Below are 19,796 nucleotides of genomic sequence, written 5' to 3' on the forward strand. Positions count from 1 at the left end.
GAAGCGATGACGCATCGGGCAGGCAGGTCCGCGCTCGCGGGCCTGGCCGCGCTGATCCTCACGGCCGCCGCCTGCGCGCAGGGCGCGCAGCAGCCGTCGAGCGACTTCCGGGAGGCCGACGGCAAGGCGGCGGCGCAGCGGTGGGTGACGCAGGAGTTCACGCCGAGCACGCTGTCGAAGGAGCAGCAGCTCGCCGAGATGGACTGGTTCACGAAGGCCGCCGCGCCCTACCGGGGGATGCAGATCAACGTGGTGTCGGAGACGATCACCACCCACGAGTACGAGTCGCAGAAGCTGGCCAAGGCGTTCACCGAGATCACCGGGATCAAGATCAAGCACGACCTGATCCAGGAGGGTGACGTCATCGAGAAGCTCCAGACGCAGATCCAGGGCAACCAGAACATCTACGACGCCTACGTCAACGACTCCGACCTCATCGGCACCCACTCGCGCGGGAACTACGTCTTCCCGCTGTCGGACTACATCGCCGGCGAGGGCAAGGCCGTCACCTCGCCCACCCTCGACCTCAACGACTTCATCGGCCTCAGCTTCACCACCGGCCCGGACAAGAAGGTCTACCAGCTCCCCGACCAGCAGTTCGCGAACCTGTACTGGTTCCGCTACGACTGGTTCACCGACCCCAAGATCAAGAAGCAGTTCAAGGACCTGTACGGCTACGACCTCGGCGTCCCCGTGAACTGGGCGGCCTACGAGGACATCGCCGACTTCTTCACCAACAAGGTCAACGGCAACGGCACCATCGACGGCAAGAAGGTCTACGGCCACATGGACTACGGCCGCAAGGACCCCTCGCTGGGCTGGCGCTTCACCGACGCCTGGCTGTCGATGGCGGGCAACGGCGACCCCGGCATCCCCAACGGCCTGCCCGTGGACGACTGGGGCATCCGGGTCGAGAACTGCCGCCCGGTCGGCTCGTCGGTCTCCCGCGGCGGCGACACCAACGGCCCCGCCTCGGTGTACGCGCTGGTCAAGTACATCGAGTGGCTGAAGAAGTACGCGCCCAAGGAGGCCGCGGGCATGAACTTCAGCGAGTCGGGACCGGTGCCCGCCCAGGGCAACATCGCCCAGCAGATCTTCTGGTACACCGCGTTCACCGCCGACCTCACCAAGCCCGGCCTGCCGGTCGTCAACGCCGACGGCACGCCGAAGTGGCGGATGGCGCCCAGCCCGCACGGCGTGTACTGGCAGGACGGCCACAAGCTGGGCTACCAGGACGCGGGCTCGTGGACGTTCCTGCGCAACACCCCCAAGGAACGGCGGGCGGCGGCCTGGCTGTACGCCCAGTTCGTCACGTCCAAGACCGTGTCGCTGAAGAAGACGATCATGGGTCTGACCTTCATCAGGGACTCCGACATCAAGAGCGCCTACTTCGACGAGAACGCCAAGAAGTACGGCGGCCTCATCGAGTTCTACCGCTCCCCCGCCCGCAAGCAGTGGACCCCGACCGGGACGAACGTCCCCGACTACCCCAAGCTCGCCCAGCTCTGGTGGCAGAACGTCGCCACCGCCGTCACCGGCGAGACCACGCCGCAGCAGTCCATGGACAACCTCGCCAAACAGCAGGACGAGATCCTGTCCCGGCTGGAGCGGCGCGGCTACGGCGGCAACTGCGCGCCCAAGCTCAACCCCGAACGGCCCGCCCAGTACTGGCTGGACCAGCCCGGCGCGCCCGTGCCGAAGCTCGCCGACGAGCGCGGCAAACCGGCCACCGTCGACTACGACAAGCTCCTCGCCCAGTGGAAGAGCGGCAACTGACCCTCCAGGCCGACGCCGCCGCCCGGGGCAGGCCGGGCGGCGGCGGGTCCCGTCAGCCGCCGAGGTGGCGCGCCAGCCAGTCGAAGGCCCGCTCCTGCATGGGCACGTCGAAGCTGTGCGGCACGTCGGCGAAGACCGCCTCGTACGCCTCCGGGGCGTCCCGGTAGCGGGCGGCGATCGTCTCGTGGGCGCGGCGCATGCCCGCGGCGGGGAAGAGCTCGTCGCGGGTGGCGTACTGGACCATGAGGGGGGCGGGGGCGCGGGCCGCCACCAGGTCCGGGTAGTCGGCCAGGCGCGGCAGGCCCGGCGGGTAGAACATCCAGGTGTGCCGGGCGACGTGGCCGTCCAGCAGGTCCCGGTAGCTGGTGGCCATGGCGGCCACCACGACGGCGTCCACCCGCTCGTCGAACGCGCCCAGCAGCGCCGCGCGCAGTCCGCCGCCCGACAGGCCCGCGCAGCCCACCCGGGCCACGTCCGGACGCGAGCGCAGGTACGCCGCAGCCGCCAGGTCCTCGGCCGCGACCACGCCGGCGAACGAGGTGCCGAGCACGGCGCAGTGCTTGGCCAGCACGTGCTCGTGGGCGCGGGCGGCCGCGTCGTAGCGGTCGGCCTCGCTCTCCTCGCCCGGCGGCAGGTCCAGCGGCAGGCGGCGGCTGCCCCAGGCGAACACGTCGTGCGCGAGCACCACGAAGCCGCGCCTGGCCAGGGCGTTGGCGAAAGCCCGGCCGCCGTAGATGGCGGCGCGCAGCCGCGCCACCTCCGGCGTGGGGCCCTCCGGGGCGTCGGCGATCTTCTCCTTGCCCGCCCACTTCATCGAGGCGTGGCAGTGCAGCGCCACCACGCCGGGGAGGGGCCCGGTGGCGGCGCGGGGCCTGAGGAGGAAGGCGTGCGTGCGGGGGCCGAAACCCACGTCCCAGGACAGCTCCTCGCCGGCCAGGTCGCCGTCGGTCCAGGCGCGCTCCACGTGGACGTCGGCGGCCCGGAGGTCCAGGACGCCGATGGCTTCCCTGACCGCCCGGCGCAGGGCCGGGGTGGGCGCGGGATAGACGCCCAGCTGCGCCTCCGCCACCGCGGCCAACCCCCGGAACACATCACGCTCCGACCCCGACGCCCCCGCCTCAGCGGCGGGCGTCTCCGAGGGGAGGGGAGGCGGGTCGCCGGGCTCCTGCGCGGGCCGGTCGAGGGCAGGGCCAGGGCCAGGGCCAGGGGCGGGGGCAGGGCCAGGGGCGGGGGCAGGGCCAGAGGCGGGGGCGGGGGCAGGGTCAGGCGACACGGGTGCCGTCGTGGGTGAGGCGGACCGGGGTGCCGGAGGCGGCGGACAGGGTGGCGGCCACGCCCGTCAGGACGCTGCGGATCCCGTCCCGGTAGCCGGCCTGGCGGGCCAGGGGGTCGTTGCCGGGCCCGCGGAAGACGTCGTCGAGCAGGAGCCGGTCGCCGCCGCCGTGCCCGCCGCCCCCGGTCTCGATGGGGATCTCCTCGGGCTCGCGCCAGTGCCGCCGCAGCAGCAGCCGCTCCGACGACCCGGTGGCGTGCTCCTTGGCGGCCGCGCTCGGGTCGATGGCGGCGTGCGGCGGCGTCCACTCCCGCTCGACGACGTCCAGCTCCAGCCGCCCGGCCGTGCCGTTGAAGGCGACCCGGTAGCCCTCCCACGGCGCGTGGGCGTGCAGCGAGTACGTGAGCACCGCCCGGTTGGCGTAGCGCACCAGCACCGACATGTTGTCGTCGATGTCGATGCCCTCCCCGAAGACGTCCTGGTCGCGGATGTAGCCGTCCTCGTGCTCGGCGTCCAGGTAGAGCCGCTGGAGCCGGGGGTCGGCGGAGATGTCCAGGATGAACGGGTCCGTGCCGAGCCCGGGGGCGCCCTGCCCGCGTTCGGGACGCTCGCCCAGGCCGCGCGCCCGGGCGTTCTCGGCGCCGTAGAAGCGCAGGTCGGTCTGGGCGAAGACGAGCTCGGGCGCGGCTCCGAGCCACCAGTTGACGAGGTCGAAGTGGTGGGTGGACTTGTGCACGAGCAGCCCGCCGGAGTTGGCGCGCTGCCGGTGCCAGCGGCGGAAGTAGTCGGCGCCGTGGATGGTGTCGAGCATCCACTCGAAGTGCACGGAGGTCACCTCGCCGACGGCGCCGTCCATGAGCAGCCGGCGCACCGCCGAGTTGCGCGGCGAGTACCGGTAGTTGAAGGTGACGATCAGCCGGCCGCTGCTGCGCTCGGCGGCGGCGGCGATGGCCGCGCAGCCCTCGGCGTCCACGGTGAGCGGCTTCTCCACGATGACGTCGCGGCCGGCGTCGAGCGCCGCGCACACGTAGCGGGCGTGCGCGGCGTCGACGGTCGTGACGATGACCGCGTCGGCGAGCTCGAGCACCTTGCCGAACTCAGCGGGCGCGAAGCAGGGCACCTCCTGGCCGATCCGCTGGACGTAGTAGTCCATGCGGGTGCGGTTGGTGTCGCACAGGGCGACGATGGTGCCGGCGTCGCGCCACTCCCCGAGCAGCGCGTCGACGTACATCTGCGCGCGGTGCCCGAGCCCGACGAACGCGTACTTCATGTCTCTCCTTGTGCGGCGGTGCCTTAACCGGCGATGGAGGCGTTGGCCTCGGTGATGAACTTCTGCGCGGCGTCGTCGGGCGTCATGCGGCCGAACATGACCTCCTCGGAGTACCGGGTGAGGATGTCCTCCATGGCGCTGGCGCCCTTCGGCGGTGCGGCCGGCGGGTCGGACATCTCACCGCGGGTCTTGTCGAGGAAGTCGAGCGTCAGCTTGTCGGCGTCCGGCAGCTTGTCCTTGACCGCCGCCAGCACCTTGGAGCTGGCCGGCAGGCCGCGGTCGCTGAGGATGATCGCGCCCGCCTCCGGGTCGTTGATCATGAAGTCGATGAACTTGGCCGCCTCGGCCGCGTGCTCCGACTTCGAGGAGGCGGTGTAGAACATGGCCGGCTGCAGGAACATGCCGCCCGTGGACGCGCCCTGGAGCTTCGGCATGCGCAGCAGCTCCAGCTTCTGGCCGCTGGCCTTGGCGGCGGCGCCGAGCTGGTTGCTCCACCACATGCCCATCGCGCCGGTGTTGGTGCCGAGCAGCGACTGGTCGATGCTGGTGGCGCCGATCTCGGAGCTCTTGGCCGCGTCGGGGGCGCCCTTGGTCTTGATGAGGTTCTGCATGATGCCCCACCAGTCCTTGATGGTCTGGGGGGACAGGCCGAGCTTGTTGCCGTTGTAGAAGGGCTCGCCCTTCTGCGCGGCGTAGATCTGGAGGTAGGCCGGGTTCCAGCTGAGCTGGGTGCCGGTCATCTTGCCGCCGCTGCCCGAGGTGATCTTCGAGGCGAACTGCACGAAGTCGTCCCACGTCCACTTGGTGTCGTCGGGCAGCTTCTGGCCCGCGCTCTCGACCGAGGCCGGGTTGACGATCAGCGAGAACGCGTTCACGCCGGTGGGGATGGCGTACTGCTTGCCGTCGATGGCGCCGGTGGACAGGACCTTGGCGTCGATGTCGGCCGTGTTGACCTTGCTGGCCAGGTCGGCCAGCGTGCCGCGGTCGGCGTACTCGCGCAGGCCGCGGATCTCCAGGGTGATCACGTCGGGGGCGGAGCTGCCGGCGACCTTCGTGGAGAGCGTCTCGTAGTAGCTGGCGAAGTCGGAGAACTCGCCCTCGACGTCGATGTTCGGGTTCTTGGCCTCGAACTTCTTGATGGCCTCCTCGGTCATCTTCTGCCGGGCGTCGCTGCCCCAGTAGGAGAAGCGCAGCTTGATCTTGCCGTCGGCGCTCTCCCCGCCGCTGCCGCCGCTGCCGCACGCCGCGGTGACCGCCAGCACGGCGGTGGCCAGCAGCGCCGCCGACCACATCTTCTTGCCAGAGCTCACGGCTCTACCTCCTAGGGGGTGTTCTGTTGGGGGGTGGGGGGGAAGGGACTACTTCAGGCCGGTGGTGGCGACGCCGCGGATCAGGTACTTCTGCCCGACCAGGAAGAAGCCGAAGATCGGCCCCAGCGCGACGATCGACATGGCGAACATGGGCCCCCAAGAGGAGTCGCTGCTGGCGTCGAGGAACGTGCGCAGCGCCACCGTGACAGTGAAGTTGTCCGGGTTGTTGAGGTAAAGGAGCTGGCTGAGGAAGTCGTTCCACGTCCAGATGAACGTGAAGATCGCGGTGGTCGCGAGCGCGGGCAGGCAGAGGGGCATGACGACCCGAAGGTAGATCCGCCAGTATCCCGCCCCATCGATCTCGGCCGCCTCGTCCAGTTCCCTGGGCAGTGTACGGATGAACTGCACCATCAGGAAGACGAAGAACGCGTCCGTCGCCAGCACCTTGGGCATCACCAGTGGCCAGATGGTGTTGATCAGGCCGAGCTCGGAGAACATGATGTACTGCGGCACGATGACCACGTGGTGCGGCAGCATGATGCCGCCGAGCATGATGGCGAACCAGAGCTTCTTCAGCGGGAAGTTCAGCCGGGCGAAGGCGTAGGCGGCCAGCGAGCAGGCCACCAGGTTCGCCACCACCGACAGGGCGGTGATCACGGCGGAGTTCCACAGGTAGTAGCCGAAGGGGTGCTTGAGCGCGTACCAGCCCTCGGTGTAGTTCTCCAGGGTGACCTGGCTCGGCCACAGCCCCGGCTCCCGGAAGATCAGCTCCTCCGGCTTGAGCGAGCTGGAGATCATCCAGAGCAGCGGGTACAGCATGACCAGGCCGAAGCCGATCAGCAGCACGTGCTTGGCCAGCCGGCCGCCCTTGAAGGGGCGGAACAGCGCCGGAGCGGGCCGCCTACTTGTCGTCGCCATAGAAGACCCAATACTTGGAAGCGAGGAAGTTGATCCCGGTGAGCGCCGCGATGATGACCAGCAGGACCCACGCCATCGCCGCGGCGTAGCCCATGTCGTAGCTCTTGAACCCCTTCAGGTAGAGGTAGAGCGTGTAGAACAGGGTGGAGTCGGCGGGGCCGCCCTTGCCGCCGCTCACGATGAACGCCTGCGTGAACGACTGGAACGACTTGATGACCTCGAGCACCAGGTTGAAGAAGATGATCGGGGTCAGCAGCGGCATGGTGATCGACCTGAACTGCCGGAGGGCGCCCGCGCCGTCCACCGCCGCGGCCTCGTAGTAGCTGCTGGGGATCTGCCGCAGGCCGGCCAGGAAGATGATCATCGGGGCGCCGAACGTCCAGACGTGCAGGAGGATCAGCGTGCTGAGCGCGGTGTCCGGGTCGCCGACCCAGCCGGGCCCCTGGATGCCGAAGATCGCCAGCACCGCGTTGACCAGGCCGTCCGCGCCGAACACCTTGCGCCAGAGGATGGCGATGGCCACGCTGCCGCCCAGCAGGGAGGGCAGGTAGAAGATGGAGCGGTAGAACGACAGGCCGCGCAGGCCGCGGTCGAGCACCAGGGCCAGCGCGAGGGCGAAGGCCAGTTGCAGCGGGACCGAGACGACGACGTAGATCGTGGTCACCTTGAGGGAGGCGATGAACCTCGGGTCCTCGGTGAACATCGTGACGTAGTTGTCGAAGCCGACCCACTTGGCCGACTCCAGGAGGCTGTAGTCGGTGAAGGACAGGTAGAGCGAGGCGAAGATCGGGCCGATCGTGATGACGAGCAGGCCGACGAACCAGGGCGCCAGGAAGAGGTAGGCGGCCCGGGCCTCGCGGCGGGAACGTTTCGTGGAGCGGTGACCGCCCTGCGCGGGTGGGATCGCCGCTTTCCTGGGCTTCACCGCCACCGAGTCAGCCATGACGGAACTCATTCGTCATCACGGACCTTCCGGCGAAATGTGGATGGATAGCGCTTTCCTATAGCCGCCGGGAAAGTTACGTCAACCCTTTGCAGACGTTACATAGCCGTTACCGATATATCGTTGAGCAGTTTCCCCTGGTGACACGGGCGTCCTCCGGAGAAGTCAGACGAATTTTGTTCTGGATTAGTACAACCGGTTGCAGCAGGCACGCTATCGTGGCGCTGCGGTCGAGTCACGCACGACCAGCCGGGTCTCCAGCGACGTCGTGGCGGCCACCTCCTGGATGAGCAGATCGACCGCCAGCCGTCCCGCGGCTGCCGTCGGCATGGCCACGGTGGTGAGCTTCGGGCGGTTGAGCCGTCCTGGCACGATATCGTCGATCCCCACGACGGAGACGTCCCCCGGCACCTCCAGCCCGAGATCGGCCAGGCCCTCGATGAGCCCGATCGCCACCAGGTCGTTGTAGGCCAGCACGCCGGTCACCCCCGACTCGCGCACCCGCTCGGCGGCGGCGAACCCGCCCCGCTCGGTCGGCGCGTTCGGCCCGATCACGGTCAGCTCGACGCCGGGCACCTGGCCGGCGGCGGCCCTGATCTCGTCGCTGGTCCACGAGCCCGCCGGGCCGGCGACCAGGGCCACCCGGCGGTGGCCGAGCCCGGCCAGGTGCTCGACGGCGAGCCTGGCGCCGTGGCCGACGTCCATGAGCACGGTGGCCGCGCCGCGCAGCCGACGGTTGATCACCACGAACGGCACCCGCTCGGCCAGCCGCTCCAGCGCCTTGTTGGACGAGCGCGGGCTGCACAGCACCACGCCGTCCACCTGCTTGGAGAAGGCCTGGATCAGCTCCTCCTCGGCGGCCGGCTCCTCGTCGGTGTCGGCCACGAACAGGTGGTAGTCGCGCTGCCGGGCGGCCGCGTGCGCGGCCTTGATCAGCGGGGGGAAGAACGGGTTGGCGATGTCCGCCACGATGAGCCCGAGGTTGTGCGTGCGCCCGGTCGTGAGCGCCCGCGCCGCCCGGTTCGGCCGGTATCCCAGCTCCTCGGCCACGGTCAGCACCCTGCTGCGGGTGGCGGCGTTGACCATGTGGGGGGCGGAGAACGTCCGCGACACCGTGGAGACGTGCACGCCGGATGCCCGGGCCACATCACGAATCGTCACTGTCACGAGCACCCACCCTAACGCAACCGCTTGCAGCAGCCAGAGAGATGATGAAAGCGCTTGCCGGTGCACCCCGCCCCGGCACCACCCAGGAACCTGCAGGTGACACCAGGGGTAAGAAATCACCCCTTGACGCCTCGCCCCCGGGGACACAAAGGTTTAGTGCAACTGTTTGCAGTCTTGAAGGAGCCCCTCACGGTGAGCAGAGTCCTCGTCACCGGAAGCGCAGGACGCCTCGGCCGCAGCGTGGTCACCACGCTCGCGGCGGCCGGGCACGAGGTCGTCGGCGTCGACACCGTCCCGGGAACGCCGGCCGAGGCCGCGGCCACCTTACCGGCAGACCTCACCGACACGGGAGAGGCGTTCGAGGTCATCGCCCGCTTCCGCCCGCGGTCGGTGATCCACCTGGCGGCCATCGCCACGCCGTTCAGCCGCCCGGAGTCGGTGATCTTCAAGGTCAACACGCAGCTCGCGTTCAACGTGTGCGAGGCGTCGGTGGCCCTGGGCGTGCGGAACGTGGTGATCGCCAGCAGCCCCACGGTGATCGGCTACGGGGCGCCCGGCGGGTGGGCGCCCGCGTACCTGCCGATCGACGAGGACCACCCGGTGCGGCCGTGGAACGCCTACAACCTGTCCAAGGTGGCCGCCGAGCAGACCATGAAGGCGTTCGCGGAGGCGGGCACCACCCGCTTCGCCGCGATCCGGCCGTGCTTCGTCATCGCCCCCGAGGAGTGGGCGGGCGCGCCGACCCAGTCGGGCCACACGCTCACCGAGCGGCTGGACCGCCCGGAGCTCGGCGGGGTGTCGCTGTTCAACTACGTCGACGCCCGCGACGCGGCCGAGCTGACCGGGGTGCTCGTCGAGGCGCTGCCCGAGCTGCCGAACGGCGAGGTGTTCTTCGTCGGCGCGGCCGACGCGCTCGCCCGCGAGCCGCTCGCCGAGCTGCTCCCGCGGGTCGTGCCGGCCACCGAGCCGTTCGCGGCCGGGCTGACCGGGTCCTCCCCCGCCTTCTCGACCACCAAGGCAGAGCGCCTGCTCGGCTGGCAGGCCAAGCGGAGCTGGCGTACCGAGCTCAAGGAAGTAGCCGAATGAATCTCAGCGGTGTGCTGTTCTTCCCCGTCACCCCCTTCGACGCCGCGGGCGGGCTCGCCGAGGAGGTGCTGGCCGAGCACATCAGGCAGGGCATGGAGCACGGGCCCGGCGGGGTGTTCGCCGCCTGCGGCACGGGCGAGTTCTCGGCGTTGTCGGAGGCCGAGCACGAGCGCGCGGTGCGGGTCGCGGCCGAGGTGGTGGCCGGGCGGGTGCCGCTGTTCGCGGGGGCGGGCGGCCCCCTGGGCACCGCGCTGCGCCAGGCCAGGGCCGCGCGGGACGCCGGGGCCGACGGGCTGCTGCTCATGCCGCCGTACCTGGCGCAGGGGCCCGGGCACGGCTTCCGCGCGTACGTGGAGGCGATCGCGGCCGAGCTGCCGGTGATCGTCTACCAGCGCGGCTCGGTGGTGCTGGAGCCGGAGACCGTGGTGGAGCTGGCCGGGCTGCCCGGCGTCATCGGGCTGAAGGACGGCCTCGGCGACATCGACCGCATGCAGCGCACGGTGCTCGCGGTGCGCGAGGCGTACCCGGACTTCCTGTTCTTCAACGGGCTGCCGACGGCCGAGCTGACCATGCCCGCCTACCGGGGCATCGGCGTGGAGCTGTACTCCAGCGCGGTGTTCGCGTTCGCGCCGGAGATCGCCAAGGCGTACCTGGGCGGCGACGAGCGGCTGCTCACCGAGTTCTACGCGCCGCTGGTGCGGCTGCGCGCCAAGGTGCCCGGCTACGCGGTCGCGCTGGTCAAGGCGGGGGTGCGGCTGCGCGGCCTGGACGCCGGCCCGGTCCGGCCGCCGCTCGTGGACGTCACCGGCGAGCACCTGGCGGAGCTGGAGGCGCTGATCAAGAGCGGGCTGGAACTGGTGGCGTCGTGATCGCGGACCTGCGCACGGAGCTGCGCACCGCCCCGCTGCCCCGCCCCTGGGGCGCGGACGTGCCGGCCAACCACGTGATCGTCACCCACGTCACGCTCAAGGACGGCCGCACCGGCACCGGCTTCGCCTGGACCCCGCAGATCGGCGCGCACGCCGTGCGGGCACTGCTCGACCACGACCTGCGCGAGGCGCTGATCGGCCTCGACCCGCACCCCGAGCCGGTGTGGGACCGGCTGTGGCGGCACCTGCGCGAGGCCGGCCCCGGCGGGATCACCACGATCGCGCTGGCCGGCGTCGACCTCGCCCTGTGGGACCTGCGCTGCGGCGAGGCCGCCCTGCCCGACGTGCTCGGCCGCCGCCGCGCGGAGGTCCCGACCTACGGCAGCGGCGTCAACCTGCACTACTCCCTGGAGGAGCTGGTCGAGCAGGCCGGGCGCTGGACGGCGGCCGGCCACCGCGGCGTCAAGATCAAGGTGGGCCGCCCCGACCTGGCCGAGGACGTCGAGCGGGTCGCCGCGGTCCGCGAGGTCATCGGCCCCGACCGGCTGCTGATGATCGACGCCAACCAGCGCTGGGACCTGCACCGCGCCCGCCGCGCCCTCGCCGCGCTGCGCGCCTTCGACCTCCACTGGATCGAGGAGCCGCTGCCCGCCGACGACGTCGCCGCGCACGTGGAGCTGCGCCGCTCCACCGACGTGCCGATCGCGGTGGGCGAGAACGTCTACACGACCTACGGCTTCCGCGACCTGCTCGCCGCCGGGGCGTGCGACGTGGTGCAGCCGAACGTGGTCCGGGTCGGCGGCATCACGCCGTTCCTGCGGATCGCCGAGCTGGCCAGGACCTACGACGTGCCGGTCTACCCGCACCTGCTCAGCGAGGTCTCCGGGCAGCTCGCGCTGGCCCTGCCGCTGCCGGCCATGGTGGAGGACGTCGAGGACGCCTCCTTCGCCGCGCTCGGGCTGCTGCGGGAGCCGTACCCGGTGGAGGCGTCCGGCGGGGTGCTGCGCTCGGGCGGGCACGCCGGGCTGGGACTGAGGTGGTCATGATGACGAAGGTCGTCCTCGCCGGCGCCAACGGGCACGGCCGGCATCACCTGGGCAACCTGCGCAGGCTGGCCGAGCGGGGCGTGGTCGAGCTGGCCGGGATCTGCGACGTGCGGCCGGTGGAGGTGGACTTCTGCGTGCCGCTGCAGTCGCCGGACCTGGCGGCGCTGGTGGACAAGACCGGCGCGGAGATCACGATCATCTGCACGCCGATCCACACCCACGCCGACCTCGCGGTGGCCGCGCTGCGCGCGGGCTCCCACGTGCTGCTGGAGAAGCCGCCCGCGCCCAGCCCCGAGGAGCACCGGCGGATCGCCGCCGCGGTGGCCGCGACGGGGCTGGCCTGCCAGGTCGGCTTCCAGTCGCTCGGCTCGGCGGCCGTGCCCGCGCTGCGCGAGCTGATCGCGAGCGGCGCGCTCGGCGCGGTGCGCGGCATCGGCGGCGCGGGCGCCTGGGAGCGGCCGGCCGCGTACTTCACCCGCTCGGCCTGGGCCGGGCGGCGCCGCCTGAACGGCGTGGACGTGGTGGACGGCGCGCTGACCAACCCGTTCGCGCACGCCGCGGCGACCGCGCTGGCGCTCACCGGCAGCGGCGTCACGAGCATCGAGACCGAGCTGTACCACGCCAACCCGATCGAGTCCGACGACACCTCCTGCCTGCGGGTCCGGCTAGACGACGGCACGACGATCACGATCGCGGTGTCGTTGTGCGCGGCCGAGCGGCACGAGCCGTACCTGGTGGTGCACGGCGACCAGGGCCGCGCCACGCTCGTCTACACCGAGGACCGGCTGCGCGTCGAGCACGCCGACGGCTCGGTCACCACGACCGTGTACGAGCGCACCGACCTGCTGGAGAACCTCATCGACCACGTCCGCACGGGCGCGGAGCTGCTGGTGCCGCTGGAGCGCACCGAGTCCTTCACCCGCGTGCTGGACGCCGTCCGGCTCGCCCCGGAGCCGCAGCCCATCCCCGAGCGGTACCAGGTGGCCGAGCGGGACGCGGCGGGCGAGGTCGTGCGGCGGGTGCTGCCGGGCGTCGCCGAGCTGACCGCCCGCAGCGCGGACGAGCTGGCGCTCTACTCGGAGCTGGGCGCGCCCTGGTCGCGGGTGAGCCTGCGGGTCGGCGGGACCGAGGTGGCCGCGTACGAGACCCGGCCCGGCCTGCCGGCCACCGACTCCCCCCGCCCCTACCTGCACGCGGTGCGCACGCTGGGCGGCGCCGAGGTGACCGAGGTGCGGCCCGAGGACCACGTGCACCACCTCGGCGTGAGCGTGGCGATCTCCGACCTCGGCGGGGTGAACTTCTGGGGCGGGCGCACGTACGTCAAGGACCAGGGGCCGACCTGGCTGGACGACCACGGCACGCAGCGGCACCGGGCCTTCACCCGCCTCGCCGACGACGGCTTCACCGAGGAGCTGGAGTGGACGGGCCCGGACGGGCGGCCGGTGGCCCGCGAGGAGCGCGTCGTGACGGCCCGGCCGCTGGGAGAGGCGTGGGCGCTGGACTTCGCGTTCACGCTGACGAACCTCACCGGCGCGCCCGTCGAGGTCAACAGCTCGGCCACCAAGGGCCGCGCGGGCGCCGGCTACGGCGGCTTCTTCTGGCGCGCCCCCGGCACGTCGGCGGACCGGGTGACGCTGCCCGGCGGCGAGGAGGATGTGCACGGCAGCCGCGAGCGGTGGGTGGCGCTGTCCGGGACCGGCCCGGGCGGGCGGGACTGGACGCTGGTGTTCGTCCAGGACGACGGGGACGCCTGGTTCGTCCGCAACGCCGAGTACCCGGGGGTCGGGCAGGCGCTCGCCTGGGACCGGCCGCTGCTGGTCGAGGACACCCTGACCCGGCGGGTCGTCACCGTCGTGGCCGACGGGCGGCTGAGCCGCGAGGAGGCCGCGTCACTGGCCGCCCAGGTCTGACCCGGGGGCACGGTCGCCGGGGCTCGCCCCCGCCGGCCCGCCCGGCACCGGGCCGCCCGGCACCGGCCCGCCCGACGCCGGAGCGCCCGGCACCGGGCCGCCTGAGGCGGTGTGCCGGAGGAGCCGCAGCGCGCCGCGCGACAGGGCCGTCAGGATGTCGGCGCACTCGTCCAGGTCGGGGTAGCGGCCCTCCAGGTGGCCGATGGCCAGGGCGTTGGTGGCGGCGTTGATGCCCTCGGCGATCATCTCCAGCCGCCGGCGGTCGCGCTCGTCGTCGGCGGTGTAGCCGAGCGCGGCCAGGTCGGCGGCGTGGTGCTCGCGGTAGACCCGCGCCGACTCGACGGCGAAGTCGCGCAGCAGCGACGACGGGTCGTGCCGGGCGCGGAGCTGGATGCGCAGCAGCTCCGGGTGCCGGCAGATGGCCTCCAGCGGCAGGCGGAAGGTCTCGCGGTGGCTGTCGAGGTCGCTGCGGGCCTCCCGGGCCTTGCGCCGGGCCTCGCGCATCGAGCCGCGCAGCTTCGCGCCGCCCTCCTCGGCCAGCACCCGCAGCAGGTCCTGCATGTCCTTGAAGTGCACGTAGAAGCTGGACTGGGCGATGCCGGCCGCCTTGGCGACCTTGACCGTGCTCAGCCCGGCCTCGCCCTCCTGGTCGAGGATCGCCAGCGCGGCCCGGATCAGGCGCCGCCGGGTCTGGTCCTTCGCCTCGCTCCTGCTGAGCGGTGTGGTCATCACGCGATCCTCTTGGGTCTTGTGCGTTCTTTCACCGATAGTACTATCGGTGAAATTGCTCTCGGGGGACGATCCGGGAGGAGGCGTGGATGAGACGCTGGAGAACGCCGGCCACCCTGCTGCTGGCGGCGGCGACGCTGCTGGCCTGCAGCGGGCAGCGCCCGGTGGCCGGCGGGCCGCAGGCGGGGCCCTCGTCGTCGGCGTCCGGGCCCGCGCAGGGCGGGCGGCTGGTGTACGCGCTGAGCGCCGACGCCAACGGGTTCAACCCGATCACCGACCAGTTCGCGGCGCAGAGCTACAGCATGGTCACGCCGATCATCGAGCCGCTGGCGGCCGTGGCCGCGAACGGCGAGTGGAAGCCGTACCTGGCCGAGTCCATCACCCCCAACAAGACGTACGACGAGTGGACGATCAAGGTCAGGTCCGGCGTCGCGTTCTCCGACGGCATCCGGCTGACCGGTGACATCGTCAAGGCCAACCTGGAGGCGCAGAAGGCCTCGCCGCTGACCTCGGCCGCGTTCGGGCCGATCAAGTCGTTCGCGCTGGCCGACCCGATGACCGTCACGGTCAAGCTGTCGCAGCCGTGGGTCGCCTTCCCCTACTACCTGACCACCCAGACCGGCATGATCGTGCCGCCCGCCTCGCTCTCCGACCCGAGGACGGCCAGCCTCAAACCGGTGGGCACCGGGCCGTTCCTGTTCAAGGAGTACGTCCCGGACAACCGCATGGTCGTCGTCAAGAACCCGCACTACTGGCGGCAGGGGCTGCCGTACCTGGACGAGATCGAGTTCCGCATCCTGCCCGACAGCCAGACCCGGGCGCAGACCCTGGAGGCCGGCGGCGTGGACGCCATCGGCACCTCCCGCGACGAGGACCTCGCCAAGTTCGGCGCCATGAAGGACGCCTACACCGTGCACCGGGCCGCCGGGATGGCGGTCGCGGAGTCGTTCTTCCTGCTCAACACCGCCGTGCCGCCGCTCGACGACGTACGCGTGCGCAAGGCCCTCGCCTACGCCACCGACCGCAGGACCTTCATCTCGACCCTGCGCGGCGGGCTGACCCAGCCGGCCGACGGCCCGTGGTCGAAGGACTCCCCCTGGTACGTCCCCGGCGGCTACCCCGACCACGACCTCGCCAAGGCGACCGCCCTGATCAAGGAGGTCGAGGCGGCGAAGGGCCCGATCCGCGTCGAGCTGCTGTCCACCCCCGACCCGAACACCATGCAGAGCGTCGAGCTGGCCCAGGACATGTGGCGCAAGGCCGGCGTCGAGGTGACGATCAAGCAGGCCGACCAGGCCGACCTGATCAACCGCGCGATCACCGGCAACTACCAGGCCACCGTCTGGGTGCAGTTCTCCGCCCAGGACCCCGACGGCGAGTACGTCTGGATGCACGAGGCGTACGCCAAGCCGGTCGGCGCGATCTCGCTCAACATGTCCCGGCTCAAGGACGACAAGCTCAGCAAGGCCTTCGACGCCGGCCGGGTCAGCGCCGACCCCGAGGTGCGCAAGCAGGCGTACGCGACCGTGCAGCAGCGGCTGCGCGAGCTGGTGCCGTACGTGTTCGTCGACCACCTCGACACCGGGGCCATCATCGCGCGGACCCGCGTGCACGGCATCGGCGAGCACACGCTGCCCGACGGCGAGAAGGGGCTGCCGCTGACCGGCTCGCCCATCCCGTTCCACCCGTTCACGCAGGTCTGGGTCACCCAGCAGTGATCGTCGTCCACCGGCTGGTCCGGCTCCTGGTGGTGCTGCTCGCGGTCACCTTCCTGTCCTACGTCCTGCTCAACCTGCTGCCGGGCGACCCGGTCACGCAGATCCTGGGCCTGTCGGCGACGGAGGAGGCCCGCGCGCAGGTACGCCAGGAGCTGGGCCTGGACCAGCCGTTGCTGGTGCGCTACCTCGACTGGCTCGGCGGGCTCGTCACCGGCGACTTCGGGCACTCCTCCATCACCCGGCTGCCGGTCGCCGCCGAGCTGGCCGAGCGGCTGCCCGTCACGCTGGAGCTGCTGGTCGCGGCGCAGGTCATCGCGCTCGGGCTGGCGATCCCGGTGGGCGTGGCCGCCGCCCGCCGCGCCGGGCGGGCGCTGGACCAGGCACTGACCGCCCTCAGCTTCGCGCTGCTGTCCACGCCCGTGTTCGTGCTCGGCGTGCTGCTCATCCTCGTCTTCGCGGTGACCTGGCGGATCGTGCCGGCCACCGGGTGGACGCCGATCTCGCTCGACCTGGGGTGGAACCTGACGTCGGTGATCCTGCCGGCGATCACGCTGGGCTGCGGGCAGCTCGCCGTGTACGCGCGGCTGCTGCGTACCGACCTGATCGCCACCCTCCAGGAGGACTACATCACGCTGGCCCGCGCCCGGGGCCTGGCGCCGCGCCGCATCCTGTGGCGGCACGCGCTGCGGCCGTCCGCGATCACGCTGATCACCGCCGTCGGCCTCAACCTGGGGGCGCTCATCGGCGGCGCGGTGATCATCGAGACCCTGTTCGGGCTGCCCGGCGTCGGGCGGCTCATCGTCGACTCCATCTTCTCGCGGGACTACCTGTCGGTGCAGGGAGGCGTCGTGCTGATCTCGGTCGGTTACGTGGCCGTCAACGTCGCGGTGGACCTCGTGTACGCCGCCGTCGACCCGAGGATCCGCCGTGCTTAGGCGCCTCGGACCCGGGTTCTGGCTGTCGGCCGGCTGGATCGGGCTGGTGCTGCTGGCCGCGCTGCTGGCGGACGTGCTGCCGCTGGCTCGCTACGACGAGACGCTGGCCGGGCCGCCCCAGGCCGGCCCCTCCCTCGCGCACCCGTTCGGCACCGACGGGCTCGGCCGCGACGTGCTCAGCCGGGTCACCTACGGCGCGCGCGTCTCGCTCGGCGTCGGTGTCGGCGCGGTGCTGCTCGGGCTGGCCGTCGGCGCGCCGCTCGGGCTGCTGGCCGGCTACCGCAGGAAGGCCGCCGACGCGGTCATCATGGCGGTCAACGACGTGGCGCAGGCGTTCCCGGCGCTGGTGTTCGCCCTCGCCGTGGTGGCCTTCGCCGGCGCGAACCTGCGCAACGTGATCATCGTGCTGGGCGTGCTCGGGGTGCCGTCCTGGGTGCGGCTGGTGCGCGGGGCCACGCTGAGCCACGCCTCGCGGGAGTTCGTGCTGGCCGCCCGGGTGCTCGGGGCGCGCGACCTGCGCATCCTGTGGCGGGAGGTCGTGCCGAACGTGGCCGTGCCGGCCTCGTCGTACGCGTTCGTCGGCATGGCCGTGGTGATCGTCGCCGAGGGCAGCCTGGCCTTCCTCGGCCTGTCGGTGCAGGCGCCCACCCCGACCTGGGGCGGGCTCATCAACGAGGGCCGCACGCTCATGGAGACCGCGCCCCACGTGGTGCTGGCGCCGTCGGTCGTGATGTTCCTGACCGTGTTGTCGTTCAACCTGGTCGGCGACCGGCTGCGGGCGCTGACCGACGTGCGGGAGATCGGCCTGGAGCCGGTCCGCCAGGCAGTGGCCGCCGTGCCCGCGCCCGCCGCGCCGCACGCCGTGCGCGACTGCCTGCTCCAGGCCGAGGACGTCCGCACCCACTTCGTCACGCCGCGCGGGCTGGTCAAGGCCGTGGACGGCGTCTCCTTCACCCTGGAACGCGGCCGGACGCTCGCCGTCGTCGGCGAGTCGGGGTCGGGCAAGTCCATGCTGATCCGCTCGATCCTCGGCCTGCTGCCCGGCACGGCGGTGCGCGGCGGCAGCGTCTACCTGTCCGGCGACGACCTGACCGCGCGCTCGCCCGCCGAGATGCGCGCGGTGCTCGGGCCGCGCCTCGGCACCGTCTTCCAGGACCCGATGACCGCGCTCAACCCGGTGCGGACGATCGGCGCCCAGGTCAGCGAGCCGCTGCGGGTGCACCTGCGGATGGGCCGGCGGCGGGCGCGGGAGGAGGCCGCGCGGCTGCTGGCCTCGGTCGGCATCCCCGACCCCGCCCGCACGCTGCGCCGCTACCCGCACCAGCTCTCGGGCGGCATGCGGCAGCGGGTGACCATCGCCATGGCGCTGGCCTGCGGTCCTGACGTGCTGTTCGCCGACGAGCCGACGACCGCGCTCGACGTCACCATCCAGGACCAGGTGCTGCGGCTGCTGCACCGGCTGCGCGAGGAGCGCCACATGGCGGTGGTGCTGGTCAGCCACGACCTGTCGGTGGTGGCGCGGTGGGCGGACGAGGTCATCGTCATGTACGCCGGGCGGGTGGTGGAGCGGGGGCCGGCGGCCGAGGTGTTCGCCCGGCCGCGCATGCCGTACACCGAGGCGCTGCTCCAGGCCGCGCCCCGGCTCGACGACCCGCCGCACCACCGGCTGCGGGTCATCCCCGGCCGGCCGCCGGACCTGGCCGCCCCGCCGCCGGGGTGCGCGTTCGCGCCGCGGTGCCCGTACGCGCGGGAGCGGTGCGCCGCCGAGGCGCCGCCGCTGGTGGACGACGGGCGCGCGTACGCCTGCTGGTACCCGCTGACGGAGGAGGCGCAGAGCATTGGCCGGTAGCGGAGACGCGCACCTGCGGCCGCGTGACGAGGTGCTGCTGCGGGTGCGGGACCTGGTCGTGGAGTTCCCCGCCGGACGCGGGCCGGGCCTCGCCCTTCGCGGCGGGCGCGGCCCTACCGTGAGCGCCGTGGCCGGGCTGAGCTTCGACCTGCGCAAGGGCGAGACGCTGGGCATCGTCGGCGAGTCCGGCTGCGGCAAGTCGAGCGCGGCCCGGGCGCTGGTGCAGCTCCCGCCGCCGCGTTCGGGGTCGGTGCAGCTGGACGGCCTGGAGCTGACCGCGCTGCGCGGCGAGGCCCTGCGCCGCACCCGGCAACGGCTGCAGATGATCTTCCAGGACCCGATCTCCTCGCTCAACCCGCGCCGCCGGGTCCGCGACATCGTCGGCGAGGGCCCGCGCGTGTGGCGGCTGCCCGGCGACCGGGTGGACGAGGTGCTGGAGGCGGTCGGCCTCGACCCGAGGACGGCGGCCGAGCGGCGGCCCCACGAGTTCTCCGGCGGGCAGTGCCAGCGCATCTCCATCGCCCGTGCCCTGATCCTGGAGCCCGAGGTGGTGATCTGCGACGAGCCGGTGTCGGCGCTGGACGTGTCGGTGCAGGCGCAGATCCTCGGCCTGCTGGAGGATCTGAAGGCCCGCTACCGGCTGACGCTGGTGTTCATCGCCCACGACCTGGCGGTGGTGAAGAACGTCAGCGACCGCATCCTGGTGATGTACCTGGGCAAGGTGTGCGAGCTGGCGCCGGGCACGGAGCTGGTCTCCCGGCCCGCGCACCCGTACACGCGGGCCCTGCTGGCCTCCATCCCGGGCGGCGGCGCGCCGCCGGCCCTTCCCGCGGCGGACACGCTGATCAGCGGCGAGCCGCCGTCACCCGTTGAGCCTCCCTCCGGCTGCCGGTTCCGTACGCGCTGCCCGCGCGCCACGGAACGGTGCTCGCTGGAGGAGCCCCAGATCCGGCAGGTCGGCGAGGACCACTGGCTGGCCTGCCACAACCCCGCATAG

Annotated in this window: 16 protein-coding genes; 9 read left to right on the forward strand and 7 right to left on the reverse strand. The window is 72.1% G+C overall.

Translation table 11 applies throughout. The annotated features are described in order from the left end of the window. The first annotated feature begins 6 nt into the window (after positions 1-6). On the forward strand, positions 7-1,776 hold the full coding sequence (locus MF672_RS49870) for an ABC transporter substrate-binding protein (protein ID WP_242373098.1): 1,770 nt from the start codon (positions 7-9) through the stop codon (positions 1,774-1,776). Positions 1,777-1,828: 52 nt separating this feature from the next. Here the strand turns inward: MF672_RS49870 and MF672_RS49875 are convergent, their stop codons facing one another. The 6 genes from MF672_RS49875 to MF672_RS49900 all read right to left on the reverse strand — a co-directional run bounded on the left by MF672_RS49875 (position 1,829) and on the right by MF672_RS49900 (position 8,657). Then, the gene (locus tag MF672_RS49875) at positions 1,829-2,866 is read right to left on the reverse strand and encodes a dienelactone hydrolase family protein (protein ID WP_242373099.1); all 1,038 of its coding nucleotides are present in this window, start codon (positions 2,864-2,866) and stop codon (positions 1,829-1,831) included. Between the two features lie 172 nt (positions 2,867-3,038). Next, positions 3,039-4,319, reverse strand: coding sequence for a Gfo/Idh/MocA family protein (locus tag MF672_RS49880; protein WP_242373100.1), 1,281 nt, complete (start codon positions 4,317-4,319; stop codon positions 3,039-3,041). A 23-nt stretch (positions 4,320-4,342) separates the two neighbouring features. Then, positions 4,343-5,629, reverse strand: a complete 1,287-nt coding sequence (locus MF672_RS49885) for an extracellular solute-binding protein (protein WP_242373101.1) — start codon at positions 5,627-5,629, stop codon at positions 4,343-4,345. A gap of 48 nt (positions 5,630-5,677) precedes the next feature. Continuing rightward, on the reverse strand, positions 5,678-6,547 hold the full coding sequence (locus MF672_RS49890; protein ID WP_242373103.1) for a carbohydrate ABC transporter permease: 870 nt from the start codon (positions 6,545-6,547) through the stop codon (positions 5,678-5,680). After that, the gene (locus tag MF672_RS49895) at positions 6,531-7,490 is read right to left on the reverse strand and encodes a carbohydrate ABC transporter permease (RefSeq protein ID WP_242373104.1); all 960 of its coding nucleotides are present in this window, start codon (positions 7,488-7,490) and stop codon (positions 6,531-6,533) included. Before MF672_RS49895 ends, MF672_RS49890 begins: the two co-directional genes overlap by 17 nt. Before the next feature lie 213 nt (positions 7,491-7,703). Beyond that, positions 7,704-8,657, reverse strand: coding sequence for a LacI family DNA-binding transcriptional regulator (locus tag MF672_RS49900; RefSeq protein ID WP_242373105.1), 954 nt, complete (start codon positions 8,655-8,657; stop codon positions 7,704-7,706). Positions 8,658-8,849: 192 nt separating this feature from the next. Here MF672_RS49900 and MF672_RS49905 point away from each other — a divergent pair, with 192 nt between their 5' ends. Genes MF672_RS49905 through MF672_RS49920 form a run of 4 tightly spaced genes read left to right on the forward strand, consistent with a single transcriptional unit; the run spans position 8,850 to position 13,568 of the window. After that, positions 8,850-9,743 carry an NAD-dependent epimerase/dehydratase family protein gene (locus MF672_RS49905; protein WP_242373106.1) on the forward strand — a complete coding sequence of 298 codons (894 nt, stop codon included), beginning with the start codon at positions 8,850-8,852 and terminating at the stop codon, positions 9,741-9,743. Then, on the forward strand, positions 9,740-10,612 hold the full coding sequence (locus MF672_RS49910) for a 5-dehydro-4-deoxyglucarate dehydratase (protein ID WP_242373107.1): 873 nt from the start codon (positions 9,740-9,742) through the stop codon (positions 10,610-10,612). Before MF672_RS49905 ends, MF672_RS49910 begins: the two co-directional genes overlap by 4 nt. Beyond that, entirely contained in the window at positions 10,609-11,658 is a 1,050-nt protein-coding gene (locus MF672_RS49915) for a mandelate racemase/muconate lactonizing enzyme family protein (RefSeq protein WP_242373108.1), read from the forward strand. The genes MF672_RS49910 and MF672_RS49915 overlap by 4 nt, the downstream gene beginning before the upstream one ends. Beyond that, the gene (locus MF672_RS49920) at positions 11,658-13,568 is read left to right on the forward strand and encodes a DUF6807 family protein (protein ID WP_242373109.1); all 1,911 of its coding nucleotides are present in this window, start codon (positions 11,658-11,660) and stop codon (positions 13,566-13,568) included. Before MF672_RS49915 ends, MF672_RS49920 begins: the two co-directional genes overlap by 1 nt. Here MF672_RS49920 and MF672_RS49925 read toward each other — a convergent pair. Next, entirely contained in the window at positions 13,548-14,297 is a 750-nt protein-coding gene (locus MF672_RS49925; protein WP_242373111.1) for a TetR family transcriptional regulator, read from the reverse strand. The genes MF672_RS49920 and MF672_RS49925 overlap by 21 nt on opposite strands. 89 nt (positions 14,298-14,386) lie before the next feature. On the opposite strand from MF672_RS49925, the gene MF672_RS49930 reads away from it, so the two are divergent. From MF672_RS49930 to MF672_RS49945, 4 genes are read left to right on the forward strand one after another with little or no spacing between them, the layout of a single operon-like run. Next, positions 14,387-16,015: an ABC transporter substrate-binding protein gene (locus MF672_RS49930; RefSeq protein ID WP_242373112.1), complete on the forward strand. Its 1,629-nt coding sequence runs from the start codon at positions 14,387-14,389 to the stop codon at positions 16,013-16,015. Further along, positions 16,012-16,950, forward strand: coding sequence for an ABC transporter permease (locus MF672_RS49935; protein ID WP_242373113.1), 939 nt, complete (start codon positions 16,012-16,014; stop codon positions 16,948-16,950). The genes MF672_RS49930 and MF672_RS49935 overlap by 4 nt, the downstream gene beginning before the upstream one ends. Beyond that, positions 16,943-18,799: a dipeptide/oligopeptide/nickel ABC transporter permease/ATP-binding protein gene (locus MF672_RS49940; protein WP_242373115.1), complete on the forward strand. Its 1,857-nt coding sequence runs from the start codon at positions 16,943-16,945 to the stop codon at positions 18,797-18,799. The genes MF672_RS49935 and MF672_RS49940 overlap by 8 nt, the downstream gene beginning before the upstream one ends. After that, positions 18,789-19,796 carry an ABC transporter ATP-binding protein gene (locus MF672_RS49945; protein ID WP_242373116.1) on the forward strand — a complete coding sequence of 336 codons (1,008 nt, stop codon included), beginning with the start codon at positions 18,789-18,791 and terminating at the stop codon, positions 19,794-19,796. Before MF672_RS49940 ends, MF672_RS49945 begins: the two co-directional genes overlap by 11 nt.

It is taken from the genome of Actinomadura luzonensis, assembly GCF_022664455.2.
Lineage (GTDB): Bacteria > Actinomycetota > Actinomycetes > Streptosporangiales > Streptosporangiaceae > Nonomuraea > Nonomuraea luzonensis.

What these genes read in the sequence shown, in the direction of transcription:
- MF672_RS49870 (WP_242373098.1), top strand. Translation starts at nt 7, where the DNA reads ATGACGCATCGGGCAGGCAGGTCCGCGCTCGCGGGCCTGGCCGCGCTG.
- MF672_RS49880 (WP_242373100.1), bottom strand. Translation starts at nt 4,319, where the DNA reads ATGAAGTACGCGTTCGTCGGGCTCGGGCACCGCGCGCAGATGTACGTC.
- MF672_RS49890 (WP_242373103.1), bottom strand. Translation starts at nt 6,547, where the DNA reads ATGGCGACGACAAGTAGGCGGCCCGCTCCGGCGCTGTTCCGCCCCTTC.
- MF672_RS49895 (WP_242373104.1), bottom strand. Translation starts at nt 7,490, where the DNA reads ATGGCTGACTCGGTGGCGGTGAAGCCCAGGAAAGCGGCGATCCCACCC.
- MF672_RS49910 (WP_242373107.1), top strand. Translation starts at nt 9,740, where the DNA reads ATGAATCTCAGCGGTGTGCTGTTCTTCCCCGTCACCCCCTTCGACGCC.
- MF672_RS49920 (WP_242373109.1), top strand. Translation starts at nt 11,658, where the DNA reads ATGACGAAGGTCGTCCTCGCCGGCGCCAACGGGCACGGCCGGCATCAC.
- MF672_RS49925 (WP_242373111.1), bottom strand. Translation starts at nt 14,297, where the DNA reads ATGACCACACCGCTCAGCAGGAGCGAGGCGAAGGACCAGACCCGGCGG.
- MF672_RS49930 (WP_242373112.1), top strand. Translation starts at nt 14,387, where the DNA reads ATGAGACGCTGGAGAACGCCGGCCACCCTGCTGCTGGCGGCGGCGACG.